Source organism: Haloterrigena salina JCM 13891 (assembly GCF_000337495.1).
In the GTDB taxonomy this organism is placed as follows: Archaea; Halobacteriota; Halobacteria; order Halobacteriales; family Natrialbaceae; genus Haloterrigena; species Haloterrigena salina.
In genome coordinates this window covers 62132-74476 of record NZ_AOIS01000047.1, presented here as the reverse complement: position 1 = coordinate 74476, position 12345 = coordinate 62132, and the positions used below count along the sequence as shown (strand labels likewise).

At 65.7% G+C, this 12345-nt stretch carries 15 protein-coding genes and 1 pseudogene; 13 read left to right on the top strand and 3 right to left on the bottom strand.

What is annotated here, in order from left to right; all coding sequences use genetic code 11:
- Nucleotides 1-17: 17 nt before the first annotated feature.
- Together C477_RS14115 and nirK are read right to left on the bottom strand one after the other, a co-directional pair.
- Nucleotides 18-422 carry a helix-turn-helix domain-containing protein gene (locus tag C477_RS14115; RefSeq protein WP_008895183.1) on the bottom strand — a complete coding sequence of 135 codons (405 nt, stop codon included), beginning with the start codon at nucleotides 420-422 and terminating at the stop codon, nucleotides 18-20.
- A 145-nt stretch (nucleotides 423-567) separates the two neighbouring features.
- Nucleotides 568-1668: a copper-containing nitrite reductase gene (nirK, locus tag C477_RS14110; RefSeq protein ID WP_008895182.1), complete on the bottom strand. Its 1101-nt coding sequence runs from the start codon at nucleotides 1666-1668 to the stop codon at nucleotides 568-570.
- A gap of 293 nt (nucleotides 1669-1961) precedes the next feature.
- Here nirK and C477_RS14105 point away from each other — a divergent pair, with 293 nt between their 5' ends.
- Nucleotides 1962-2966 carry a DHH family phosphoesterase gene (locus C477_RS14105; protein ID WP_008895181.1) on the top strand — a complete coding sequence of 335 codons (1005 nt, stop codon included), beginning with the start codon at nucleotides 1962-1964 and terminating at the stop codon, nucleotides 2964-2966.
- Nucleotides 2967-3048: 82 nt separating this feature from the next.
- Here the strand turns inward: C477_RS14105 and C477_RS14100 are convergent, their stop codons facing one another.
- Complete coding sequence (locus tag C477_RS14100) at nucleotides 3049-3603, bottom strand: Hsp20/alpha crystallin family protein (protein WP_008895180.1); 555 nt, start codon at nucleotides 3601-3603, stop codon at nucleotides 3049-3051.
- Between the two features lie 148 nt (nucleotides 3604-3751).
- On the opposite strand from C477_RS14100, the gene C477_RS14095 reads away from it, so the two are divergent.
- From C477_RS14095 to C477_RS14050, 12 genes and pseudogenes are all read left to right on the top strand, one after another.
- The gene (locus C477_RS14095) at nucleotides 3752-4432 is read left to right on the top strand and encodes a type 1 glutamine amidotransferase domain-containing protein (protein WP_008895179.1); all 681 of its coding nucleotides are present in this window, start codon (nucleotides 3752-3754) and stop codon (nucleotides 4430-4432) included.
- A gap of 155 nt (nucleotides 4433-4587) precedes the next feature.
- A complete protein-coding gene (locus tag C477_RS24160) occupies nucleotides 4588-4761 on the top strand; it encodes a hypothetical protein (protein WP_169332649.1) in 174 nt (57 codons plus the stop codon).
- A gap of 118 nt (nucleotides 4762-4879) precedes the next feature.
- Nucleotides 4880-5695 carry a succinylglutamate desuccinylase/aspartoacylase family protein gene (locus tag C477_RS14085; protein WP_008895177.1) on the top strand — a complete coding sequence of 272 codons (816 nt, stop codon included), beginning with the start codon at nucleotides 4880-4882 and terminating at the stop codon, nucleotides 5693-5695.
- Nucleotides 5692-6039, top strand: coding sequence for a hypothetical protein (locus C477_RS14080; protein ID WP_008895176.1), 348 nt, complete (start codon nucleotides 5692-5694; stop codon nucleotides 6037-6039). Before C477_RS14085 ends, C477_RS14080 begins: the two co-directional genes overlap by 4 nt.
- Nucleotides 6040-6078: 39 nt before the next feature.
- On the top strand, nucleotides 6079-6285 hold the full coding sequence (locus C477_RS14075; RefSeq protein WP_008895175.1) for a hypothetical protein: 207 nt from the start codon (nucleotides 6079-6081) through the stop codon (nucleotides 6283-6285).
- 58 nt (nucleotides 6286-6343) lie between these two features.
- Nucleotides 6344-6796 carry an RNA-binding protein gene (locus C477_RS14070; RefSeq protein ID WP_008895174.1) on the top strand — a complete coding sequence of 151 codons (453 nt, stop codon included), beginning with the start codon at nucleotides 6344-6346 and terminating at the stop codon, nucleotides 6794-6796.
- Between the two features lie 179 nt (nucleotides 6797-6975).
- Nucleotides 6976-7185: a hypothetical protein gene (locus tag C477_RS24930; RefSeq protein ID WP_083870296.1), complete on the top strand. Its 210-nt coding sequence runs from the start codon at nucleotides 6976-6978 to the stop codon at nucleotides 7183-7185.
- A gap of 173 nt (nucleotides 7186-7358) precedes the next feature.
- Nucleotides 7359-7457 (top strand): annotated as a pseudogene (locus tag C477_RS24925) (TetR/AcrR family transcriptional regulator); the annotation flags it as partial.
- Nucleotides 7458-7539: 82 nt separating this feature from the next.
- Nucleotides 7540-8184: a TetR/AcrR family transcriptional regulator gene (locus tag C477_RS14065; RefSeq protein ID WP_275040469.1), complete on the top strand. Its 645-nt coding sequence runs from the start codon at nucleotides 7540-7542 to the stop codon at nucleotides 8182-8184.
- The gene (locus C477_RS14060) at nucleotides 8185-9636 is read left to right on the top strand and encodes an MATE family efflux transporter (protein ID WP_008895173.1); all 1452 of its coding nucleotides are present in this window, start codon (nucleotides 8185-8187) and stop codon (nucleotides 9634-9636) included.
- Nucleotides 9637-9802: 166 nt separating this feature from the next.
- Complete coding sequence (locus C477_RS14055) at nucleotides 9803-11035, top strand: cation:proton antiporter (RefSeq protein WP_008895172.1); 1233 nt, start codon at nucleotides 9803-9805, stop codon at nucleotides 11033-11035.
- A gap of 142 nt (nucleotides 11036-11177) precedes the next feature.
- Complete coding sequence (locus tag C477_RS14050; RefSeq protein WP_008895171.1) at nucleotides 11178-12323, top strand: SPFH domain-containing protein; 1146 nt, start codon at nucleotides 11178-11180, stop codon at nucleotides 12321-12323.
- The last annotated feature ends 22 nt before the right edge of the window (nucleotides 12324-12345 follow it).

The window sequence follows — 12345 nt, the reverse complement described above, 5'->3', positions numbered from 1 at the left end:
AAGTAACGCTCGGCCGGTTATCGCGTTTCGGGTTCCGGTTCGGCCCCGGTATCGACATCGTGCGATCCGGACGCTCGAGTCGCCTCGACGATCGCGCGGAGGAGCGTCGCCTCGGCCGCGCGAAGGCGCTGGGAAACCGCCGACTTCGAGATCGAAAGCCTCGCCGCGAGCGTCTCGAGATCCGTCCCTCGAGGGCAGTCGAAGTATCCCTGCTCGAAGGCGACTTCGAGTGCTTCCCACTGTTTCGGCGTCACGTCCCGGACGTCGATTCGGAGCGTCGTCGGGCGGCGACTCGAGTCGGGTGCATCGACGATGCGAGCGTCGACCACGTCTTCGACACAGTCGACGAGCTGTTCGATCGAATCGTCCTCGGTCACGGTCACCGTGACTCGGATCCGGTTGCCGTCGGTATCGTTCCTCATGGGCAGACAGCGCGTTGATCGGCCCCGGGTTGCTCGCCGATACCGGACACTGCGACGGGGGTGTTTGTTTCGATTTGCATCGTTCTAACTGCGCTGGAAACGGGGGTCGATTACCCGTCGTACGGCGGTCTTCGAAGGTCGATTCTCACGGATTCGGATCGTAGATTTCGGGATCCGCCTCGCCGTCGATATCGATGACCGCGAGTGCGCCCCGCCGAGCCGCGCGGGTCAGTGCGTGGTCGACGATCTTGACCGGTCCGGGGACGGGGAACTCCATCTCGGCCGCGGCGGTCGTCCCTGGGGCCACGGGCGCGGTCTCGATGTTATGATCGGGGGCGGTCAGGAGGTCGCCGTCGCGGTAGAACCGACTCCAGACGTTGCCGATCGGGTGCCACGAACTCAGCAGGTTCGGCCCGCCGTTGGCGAAGTAGACGCGGGCGGTTTCGCCGACGTCGGCGTGCATCGGCCCGACGCCGTCCTCGGTGAAACCGTAGGCCTGCCCGTTGAAGACGACGTACGTGGGCTGCTCGGCCAGCATCGCGTCGAAGTCGAAACCGTGGTGTCCCTTCTCGCCGACCGACCCGTCCGTGTAGATCTCGTGCTGGCCGAGGTAGAACTCCCGATCGACCTCCGGAAGGCCGTCCTCGGGCTCGACGAGGATCGAGCCGAACATCCCGGCGCTGATGTGCTGATCCATGTTCGGTATCGCACAGTGGTAGATGAACACGCCCGGGTACTCGGCGCTGAAGCTGATCTGCGCGGGGTCGTCGCCGGGGCTAATCGTCGTCGCGTCGGCACCGCCGCCCGGTCCGTAAACCGCGTGGAAATCCATGTTGTGGTTTGTGACGTTCAGGTCGTCGGAGACCTCGAAGGTGAGGGTGACGCGGTCGCCGCGGCGGACCCGCAGCATCGGACCGGGGACCTGCCCCTCGAAGGTCATGTAGTCGAAGGTGACCCCCGGTTCGATCTCGGCGGTCACCCGCTCGGTTCGAACCGTGACGTCGTGCTCGCGAGGCTCGTTCCAGTCGACCGGATCGGGGATAGCCGTCGGATCGCGAGCGATCCTGTCGACGTCGACGGACTCGACCGCCGCCGGCTCCCCCTCCTCGTCCGTCTCGGTATCGGTGCCCTGTGCGTTCTGCTCGCCGTCGTTAGACAGTCCGTCGAGACAACCGGCGATCGCCAGCGCGGTCGCCCCACCGGCCGTTTGCAGGAACCGTCGTCGGGAGTTGGTGGTCGGGGTCATGACGTGACACCTGGGTATCGATCCGTTCGATTATTGAACCACGAGGCGCGTTTCTCCGGGATGGGAAGCCTACTGTAGGGGTACAGTCGCGTTACCTCCGCTCGAGAACGGACCCGAAGATGTTCTGATTTCGGTATAAGCGTGTTCGACGGCGCCTCGAGAGCGACCGTCCGAGTTCGGTCTCGGCCCGAGCCGGCGTTCCTTCGAGCGAACCGCGCGATGGTGCTGGGACCGCCAATACTGTTCGTGAGACGCGACGCGGGATTCAAACGTCTCGTCGTCGTACATCAAGTATGTCCCGCGCAGACGAACTCGTGGCCGTCCTCGAGACGGTGGAGTCGCTGGCGATCGTCTGCCACGACAACCCGGATCCGGACTGCCTGGCCAGCGCTCTGGCCCTCGAGGCGATCGCGATCGACCACGACGTCGAGGAGGTGACGATCGCCTACGGCGGCGAGATTTCCCACCAGCAAAACCGGGCGCTGGTCAACATGCTCGACATCTCTCTGCAGGCGCTCGAGGACACGGCCGTCGACGACTACGACTGCATCGGCTTTGTCGATCACTCACAGCCGGGGGCCAACACCGAACTCCCGACGGAGATCGAGCCCGGGATCGTCGTCGATCACCACCCCGGCGAGTCGGTCGGCGCGCCCTTCGAGGACGTCCGGACCCGGATCGGCGCGACCGCGACCATCTTCGTCGAGTACCTCTGCGAGCTCGAGATCGAGTTGACGACGCGGCTCGCCTCGGCGCTGCTGTTCGCGCTCCACCGCGAACGGCTCGATTTCGTCCGCGAGCCGACCCGCCGGGAGTACGAGGCGGCGCTGGCGGTCTACCCGCACGCGGACCTAGAGACCCTCGAGCAACTCTACAGCAGCGCGTTCTCGCCGGGCACGCTCGACGCGATCGGGAAGGCGATCGCGAGCCGCGAGCGCCGGGGCTCCTCGCTGGTCGCGAGCGTCGGCAAGACGACCGAGACCGACGCCTTACCCCAGGCCGCGGACTACCTGCTGAACCTCGAGGGCGTCGACACGGTGCTCGTCTACGGGGTCGTCGGCGGCTCGATCCGGTTGAGCGCGCGGTCGATCGATCCGCGGATCCACATCGGCGAGACGCTCCAGACCGCCTTCGACGACCTCGGACAGGTCGGCGGCCACCACGACATGGCCGGCGGACGGATCGAGCTCGGCCTCTTCGCCGACGAGGCCGACGACACGGACGCACTGCTCGAGTTCGTCGACGGCCGCCTCACGCGTCGGTTCTTCGACGCCCTGAACCTCGACGACATCCAGTGAGCGCGCGCCAGTCGATCCGGGCACACACCTGGTGGCGGGGCCGTCGCGATCGGTCGATGAGTGTTGGCTGCGCCATCGCCGGTCAGTCGATGTCGATCGTCCGCGTCTCGCCGCCGGGCTCCAGTTTCGGAAGCCGAACCGTCAGGACGCCGTTGTTGACGGTCGCGGTCGCGGCGTCGGCGTCGACGCGCTCGGGAAGCTGAACCTGCCGGCTGAACGACTGCAACTCGCGCTCGCGGCGAATGTAGGTTCCCTCCTGCTCGCCCGTCTCGCCCGCCCGGTCGCGTTCGCCCGTCCCGCGCGTCTCCTCGCGCTCGCGTTCCTCGAGATCGCCGCGCTCGTCGAGTCCGCTGCTCTCCGTGACCGCGTGCTGTCGTTCGCCCCTGATGGCGAGCGTCTCGTCGCGGACGCGAATCTCGAGGTCGTCGCTCTCGTAGCCGGGGACGTCGACGGTGGCGACGAACTCGTCGCCCCGATCGGTCAGGTCCAGCCGGGTCGCCGCCCCGCTCATCGAGAGGTCGAGTCGACTCCGGTCGTCGACCTCCGACTGCCAGGTTCGGGCGGCCGTCTCGAGCCGACGATTCAGTTGGTCGAACAGCTCGTCGAGTCCGTCGAACGGAGTGGGTCTATCTGACATGGTATGGTATACCATAAAACTCGAACGGCGAAAAAGGCCACTCTCGTCGTCGCGGATTGTCACGCAAGGAAACGTATCGAAGCGAGACATTGCGGCAGAACCGAGGGGAGGGCTGGTCGTTTTTAGGCTCCGTCCCGTACGGACGGGTGTGAGTTCTGCACTGTTTGTCGTCAGCGAAGAGGGGTATTGGGGAGAAGAATGCGTCGAGCCGCTCGAGGCGCTCTCGGAAGCGGGCCTCGAGATCACGGTCTCGACGCCCTCCGGGAAGCCGCCGAAGGTCGACGAGCGCTCGATCGATCCCGACGAGGTCGGCGAGGAGACCGCCGAGCACGTCCGTGAGGTCCACGAGAACGACGAGCGACTGAACGATCCGATCCCAACGGCCCAGGCCGAGGCCGAGGGCTACGACGCGGTCGTCTTCCCCGGCGGTCACGGCACCGCGTGGGACGTCAACCAGGACAGCGACGCGCGGCGCCTCCTCCGCGAGGCCGTCGCCGGCGACGACGGCAAGGCGCTGGTCGTCTGCCACGCCGTCGGCATCCTCGCGTTCGCCCGCGACCGACAGGGCGCGTTCATCGTCAACGGTCGCAACATCACCGGCTTCCCCAACGAGTGGGAGGAGGGCATCGTCGACGAGAACGACCTGATGCCAAGCGGCCGGAAACTGCCCTACTGGGTCGAAGACGAGGTCAAGGCGGCTGGCGCCAACTGGGACGCCGAACTCGACGCGGACACCAGCGTCACCGTCGACGGCGACCTGCTGACCGCCCGCGGTCCCGAATCCTCGAGCGCCGCGGCCGAGACGCTGCTCGAGGAACTCGGCGAGTAACGCCTCCGGGCGTGCACTCGACACCCCGATAGCGTCCGTCGATATTGCTAATCCGTCCCCGTTCGGACGGCTCTCGTGTGACCGTTCGCGGCTCCGTTCGTCCCGGATCGACCGCCGACCGAGCGAGTTATCCCCGCTGGTTCCCGAGCACGACTGTGGTCCCCGCTGAATCGAACCCGTCCGCAGAAGTCCGCTTAGAGAGCCGTAGCTACCGAATTACGGTCGACGACGGCCGCGAGTCGTTCTTCGCGCTCAGCATCGAAGACGCCGCCAACGAGGACGCGTGGCTCATGTCGGACACCGTCGTCGCCCTCGAGAACATGCGATAGTTCGACCGCGACCGACCAACGGCCGCGTCGGGCCTCCTCGAGTTTCATCTCACTCAGTTGCGACGTCGCGCGTCGTCGATAGGAAAGCGCTTCAGGCGGGACGCCGTTCTCCGATCCGATGAATCGTCGGACCCTGTTGGCCGCCGGCAGCGTTCTCGCGGGAACGGTTACCGCCGGTGTCGCGAGTCAGCCGCCGAGTAACGACCGGCTGCTCGCGGCCGCTCGAACCCCGAGCGACGCGGGCGAGGCCGAAACGCAGACGGAACGACTCCTTCCGGACACCGATCACGAGACGCCGCTGTACGAGATCGACTCGCCGCGGGACGGTCCGACGGCGATGGTGTTCGGCGGCGTCCACGGCGACGAGCGAAGCGGCGTCGCGGTCGCTCGCGAGGCCGTCGACTGGCGCCCCGACGCGGGCACGCTCGTCGTCGTCCCCGAGACGAACCGCGTGGCTGTCGAGAACAACGAGCGGGAGGGCCCCGACGGCGATCTGAACCGCATGTTTCCGGTCGGCCAGGAGCCGACGACCGAACTCGCGCGCGGAATCTGGGACGCCGTCGACCGCCGCGAACCGGACGTCGTCCTCGACCTCCACCGGTCGCTCGGCATCTACGGACTTCACCGGGAGTACGTCGGGCAGGCGATCTTTCACTCGCCGGACGCCCGCGGCGACGAACTCGCCGACGCGCTCGACGCGGACGGCGTTTCCTGGTATATCCCCTTCCACCGGTTCACGGCCCGGGAGACCGATCTCTCGAGTCCCCTGCTCTTCCAGAAGGCCGCCCGCGAACTCGAGTCGACGGCCTATCTCTTCGAGACGACCGAGTTCCTGCTGGATCGGGAGACGAGGGTCGAACTGACGCGGCTGGCGACGGCGCGCGTCCTCGCGATGCACGGCCTGCTCGAGGTCGAGGCCGGAGGTGCCGAATGACCGCCGAACGCGAGCGTCCGGGTGACGGTGCGAGCCCCGCGCTCGAGCGGTACCTGCCGGCGTCGCTCCGCCGGGCCGTCGCGAGTCCCGCGACGGTCGCCGCCTTCGCGGCGGTCGTCGTCCCGTTCGCCCTCGGCTGGCTCGACTCGCGGTTCTTCTCGCCGCTCGCGCTCCCGGGATATCTGCTCTACAGCGTCGGAACGGCGATCGGAAACGCCGTCGCGCCGCGCTTCGAGTTCTGGGTCTACTGGGTGCCGTTCCTCGGCGCGAGCTATTCGATCGCGGTCGCCGTCGGCTACGGATACGAGCGGTTGCGCGACCGGGCGACGGCGGCGAACGACTGAATCAGTCCCTTTTTACGCGACCGCGGGGAACCATCGGGTATGAGCTTCGAGGAAGACGATCGCGTCGTCCTGAACGACGAGCACAGCGAGTTCGACGGAGAGACCGGCACCGTCACCCAGACGATGGAGTCGATGTTCGGTGACGTCACCTACACCGTCAGCTTCGAGGACGGACAGGAGACCGGCGTCCCCGAGGACGACCTCGAGGCGGCCGACGACGGCGACGAAGACGAAGACGAGGACTAACGACCGCTGGTCGCGAGGATTCGATTCGCGACCGTTTCACGGACACGGATAGGTTCAGATGCCACAGATCCCGCTTCACTACGTCGACTTACGCACGTTCTGCTACGCCACCGAGGACGAGAAACGCGTCGAGGAGGCCCTGCGCACGTTTCTTCCCGACGGCGACGACGACGAACCGTTCGAGATCGAACGCGTCGAGAGCGAGGGCCACTACGGCGATCGCATTCTGGTCCTCTCGGCTCGCGTCGAGACGGCCGACGACGTCCGTCACGTCCTCTCGCGGCTGGCCGACCTCGAGTCGTTCGACGACCTGATCGAGGAGCTCGACGAGCGGGTCACCGAGAACACCGAACTCTTCTTGCGACTCGACAAGCAGGCCGCCTTCGAAGGAGACGTTCGACTCGGCGACGGCATCACCTTCCGCGGGAAGGTCGAAGCCTACCCCGCGAAGAAGGAGAAAGCAGTCGCCAACGCCGAGGAGGTCCTCGAGCGACTGCGCGAGCAGGACTGAGTTTCGTCGTCTCGACGCGTCGGACGGCGAGTATCTGTCCTGATGTCCCGTTATCAGTAGTTAGTACTACGATTTCTTTATTTAGAACTACGCCTGAAACTGGATGGCTGGTTTCGTCAAGTTCGTGTGCGAACGTAACGGGAGAACGCTTATCACAAGACGAGATGAATTATTACGAAATGCCATCGCCTGATTCCAATGCGGAAGGATTGGGCTTTTCACTCCGCAATGTGATTTTGGTTATCCTTTCCCTGTTCATTTTTTATCTCGGAAGGGGATGGGCGCGGGGACTCGTGGAAGGGAACTATTCGATAGGCGTGTTAGGCTTGGTACTCGCTCTTGCACCGATAGTCTGGCTACTGTTTGTGATCAGAGAGGCATATTTCTGAAAACCCGCTCAGATGTGGGCTCTCTATTAGTAACGAAATCGAGATACTATCTACTGTTATCGTCCGTCTTCCCATCTCTTTGATCGCTCGTCTTGCGATCCAGTCGATCGCGACCGTCCGGTTGCAAAGCCCTTTTGACTGGTCGGTCAGTAAGTCAGGTAACGAAATTTCGAATGTCCGAAGACACTGTTGACGATCTTATGGAGGCGACGTACCGGGCGCTCTGCAAACACGGCTACGCGGAGTTGACGATGCAAGACATCGCCGCGGAGTCGGACAAGAGCAAGGGCACCCTGCACTACCACTTCGACGGCAAGGGCGACCTCCTCGAGTCGTTCCTCNTGCTACGCGGAGTTGACGATGCAAGACATCGCCGCGGAGTCGGACAAGAGCAAGGGCACCCTGCACTACCACTTCGACGGCAAGGGCGACCTCCTCGAGTCGTTCCTCGGCTTCCTGCTCGATCGGTTCGAGGACCGACTCGAGACGCTCGCCGGCGAGACGCCGGCCGAACGGCTCCACGCGCTGTTCGACGAGTTGCTCACGGAGGGCGACGACGACGCCGCCGAGGAGTTCCGGACGGCGATCCTCGAGATCAAGTCCCAGTCGCCGTACAACGACGCCTACCAGGAGCGACTGACCGAGTTCGACCGGGCGATGCACGACCGGATCGCGAACTTCGTCGAGGCCGGGATCGAAGCCGGGCAGTTCCGCGAGGACGTCGATCCCGACGAGACCGCCGAGTTCCTCGTCACCGTCTTCCACGGTGCCCAGACGCGCGCAGCGGCCGTCGATCAGTCCCTCGAGCAGACCAGGCGGTACGTCCACGAGTACATCGACGACCTGCGGACCGACGACTCGAGTCCCGACGACGGTGACCCGTCCTCGACCGACGGGACGGCGAACGCCTCCTCGGCCGCCGAGACGGAAGCGACGGCAGCGGACGACTCGGCGGCCGCAGGGGAGGACACGGGAGGGGACGAGACGGAGGGAGACTAGATGAGCCTCACGGATCGCCTCTCGAACCTCTTCAAGGGCCGCGAGGAGTTCGACCTGACCGAGGGCGGCATCGCGCGGCCGCTGTTCTACCTCTCCTTGCCGATCATCGTCACGAACCTCTTGCAGACCGCCTACAACCTCTTCGACACGTTCTGGCTCGGCCAGTACAGCACGGACGCGCTGGCGGCGATCAGCTTCGCGTTCCCGATGGTCTTCCTGCTGATCTCGGTCGGGATGGGGCTGTCGGTCGCCGGAAGCGTCCTCGTCGCCCAGCACATCGGCGCGGACGAGGAGAGCGAAGCGGAGTACGCCGCCTCCCAGACCGTCGCGCTGTCGCTGCTGGGCGCCACCCTCATCGGGGTCGTCGGCTACGGCTTCGTCAGAGAACTTCTGGGGCTGCTGGGCGCCTCCCGGGACGTGTTGCCGCTGGCGACCGACTACATGCAGGTCATCTCGCTCGGCATGCCCTTCATGTTCGGCTTCTTCGTCTTCATCGCGCTCATGCGGGGCTACGGGGACACGATCACGCCGATGCTCGTCATGTTCGGCTCGGTGTTGCTCAACGTCGTCATCGACCCGTTCCTGATCTTCGGCTGGGGACCGTTCCCCGAACTCGGCATTCAGGGCGCGGCGATCGCGACCGTCTTCTCCCGAGGGCTCGCCCTCGCCGTCGGTCTCGCGATCATGTTTCGCGGCGCGAGGGGCGTCAAGATTCGACTGGGGCAGATGCGGCCGGATCTCTCGTACGCGCGGAAACTCGTCGGGATCGGCGTTCCGGCGTCGGTCGAGGGGATGGGCCGGGCGCTGTCGATCAACCTGCTGCTGGTCATCGTCGCGTTCTTCCCGGACACGGTCGTCGCCGCCTACGGCGTCGGGACGCGCGTGTTCTCGGTCATCTTCCTGCCGGCGGTGGCGGTCGCCCGCGGCGTCGAGACGATGACCGGCCAGAACGTCGGTGCCGGCAAACCGGACCGCGCGGCCGACGCCGCTAACTTCGCCGCTCGAGTGATGTTCGTCGTGCTGGGCGCCCTCGGCGTCGTTGCGTGGCTCGGGGCGCGGCCGATCATCGCCGTGTTCACCACTGATCCAGAGGTCGTCGACATCGGCGTCACTTTCCTGCGGTACGTCGCGCCGTCGTTCGGCTTCATCGGCGTGATGCGGGCGTACAACGGGAGTTTCCGGGGCACCGGCAAGACCCTCACGGCGGCGGCGATCGTCCTCGTGATATACGCCGGCATCCGCCTCCCGACCGCCTACGGCCTCTCGAGGGCGATCGGCTACGAGGGGATCTGGATCGCCTTCGCCGTCTCGAACGTCGTCGGCGCCGCCCTCGCCTACGGCTGGTACCGCCGGGGCACCTGGCGGGACGCCGGCGTGCGCGATGCCGAACCCGGCGCCGCCCAGGGTGTCGGCGACGACCTCGAGGTCGAAGAAGTGAGTACCGATGACTGAGGGATACGTTCCGATTTCGTTGGACATCCCCACGAGTGAAGTGGTCGTGACCCGACGTATTCGATCGAGCTGCCTCTTCATGGACTACCCCGCCCACAGCCGCCGCCGGTTCGCTCGAGGGGAACAGCGACGCAACCGCTCGACTCGTCGCTCGAGGTGGTAATCGATGGTCGAAGCCGTTAACATCGATATTCTAAGCCTCCTGCTCGTCCTGACGGTCGCGTGGATCTTCGGCGGGGTCGCCGAGCGCTTCGGTTACCCGACGATGATGGGTGAGCTGTTCGCCGGCATCGTGTTCGGCCCGCCGTTGCTGGGGCTGTTACACCCGTCGGAGCTGCTGACCGTCCTCGCCGAGCTCGGCGTGTTCCTCCTGATGGTGTTCGTCGGGATGGAGGTCGACCTCCGGGAACTGTTCCGGCTCGGGCCCCAGTCGCTGCTGATCGCCTTCGGCGCCTTCGTCATCCCGTTCGGGCTGGGCTACGGCGCGGGGATCGCGCTCGACGTTTCCGTCGGCGCGGCCCTGTTCCTCGGGCTCGCGATGGCCGCCACGTCGCTGGCCACGAAGTCCCGCATCCTCGCGGACCTCGAGCTACTGGACACGCGGATCGCGAACGTGTTGCTCGGGGGGGCGCTGGCCTCCGACGTGGGGGTGCTCGTCGCGTTCGCCGGCGTCGACAGCTACGTCACCGCCGGCGCGTTCGACGCGACCGAGATCGGACTGATCCTCGGCAAGGCGCTCGCCTTCTTCGTGATCACGCTCCTGCTTGGCTATCGCTTCCTGCCCGTCGCGTGGCACCACATCGAGCGCCAGCGCGAGCGGTACGGCTTCGTCGACCGGACGACCGCCTTCACCTTCGCCCTGCTCGTTTCGATGCTGTTCGCCTATCTGGCGACGCTCGCGGAACTGCACATGATCATCGGCGGCTTCATGGCCGGCATGTTCCTCCGGCAGGCCGACGTCGAGCCGGACCTCTACGAGCACATGCACACCGTCATCTACGACCTCGCGATGGGGCTGTTCGCGCCCGTCTTCTTCGTGACGGTCGGATTCGACATCACGTTCGGCGTGTTCTCCGATTCGCTGGGCGTCCTGATCGCCCTCGTCGCCATCGCCTTCCTCGGCAAGATCGTCGGCTCCTGGCTGTTCTCCCTGCCGACGTCGCTGACCTCGAGAGAGGGGCTCGTCGTCGGGTTCGGAATGAACGGACGGGGAACCGTCGAGATCATCATCGCCACCGTCGCCCTCGAGGCCGGCGTCATCGACACGCAGATGTTCTCGATTCTGGTCTTCATCGCGATCTTCACCACCGCACTCGTCCCCGTGACCGTCACCTGGGGCGTGCGCCTGCTCGAGCGGGCCGACGAACTCGTCTACGTCGACGCGGTCTCGAGCGACTGATCGGTTCTTGAGACCGACCGGTTCGAGACTCGCTCTCGAGTCGCACTCCGTTTTCCCGTGGCCGGCGTCGAGTCGTCGCTCGAGGGCGTCGGGTTATCTCGTTTGGGCCAAGCGTTATTCGGATCGGTACCGTATGTCACATATGACACCGCTTTCAGTCAACCCCGCGCAAACGGTCGCCGAGGAACCGCTGCTGGTCGTCGGCGCGCTCGTTCTCGTCGTCGTGGTCGCCACCGTCTGGTCGATGGTCGAGATCGTCGACGCCTACGACAGGGGCGCGCTCACCGTCCTCGGCGAGTATCGCAAACTGCTCGAACCGGGGCTGAACATCGTCCCGCCGTTCGTCTCGCGGGTCTACACCTTCGACATGCGGACCCAGACGATCGACGTGCCCAGCCAGGAGGCGATCACGCGGGACAACTCCCCCGTCACGGCCGACGCGGTCGTCTACATCCGGGTGATGGACGCCAAGCGCGCGTTCCTCGAGGTCGACGACTACGAGCGCGCCGTCTCGAACCTGGCCCAGACGACCCTCCGCGCGGTCATCGGCGATATGGAACTCGACGACACGCTCTCCCGCCGCGAGATGATCAACGAGCGGATCCGACAGGAACTGGACGAACCCACCGACGAGTGGGGGATCCGCGTCGAGAGCGTCGAGGTTCGCGAGGTCACGCCCTCGAAGGGCGTCAAGGGCGCGATGGAGGAACAGACCTCTGCCGAGCGCCGCCGGCGCGCCATGATCCTCGAGGCCCAGGGTGAACGCCGCAGCGCCGTCGAACAGGCGGAGGGTGACAAGCAGTCGAACATCATCCGCGCCCAGGGGGAAAAGCAGAGCCAGATTCTCGAGGCCCAGGGTGATGCGATCTCGACCGTGCTGCGAGCGAAGTCCGCCGAGTCGATGGGCGAGCGCGCTGTCATCGAGAAGGGAATGGAGACGCTCGCCGACATCGGCCAGGGCGAGTCGACGACCTTCGTCATGCCCCAGGAACTCACCTCGCTCGTCGGCCGCTACGGGTCCCACCTCACCGGGAGCGACGTCGAGCGGGACGGAAAACAGCTCGAGAGCCTCGAGTTCGACGAGGAGACCCGCGAACTGATCGGGCTGGACGATATCTCCGAAATGCTCGGCGAGATCGAGGACGTCGAGATGGACGTCGAGGCGATGGAACAGGAGGCCCAGGCGATCCAGGAGGGCGAGGACATGCCCTCGGAGACCGGCGAGACGATCGACATCGCCGAGACCCGCCAGGAGACGGACGGCGACGGCGACTCCGACGACGACTGATCCCCTCGGAATCTCGCGACCG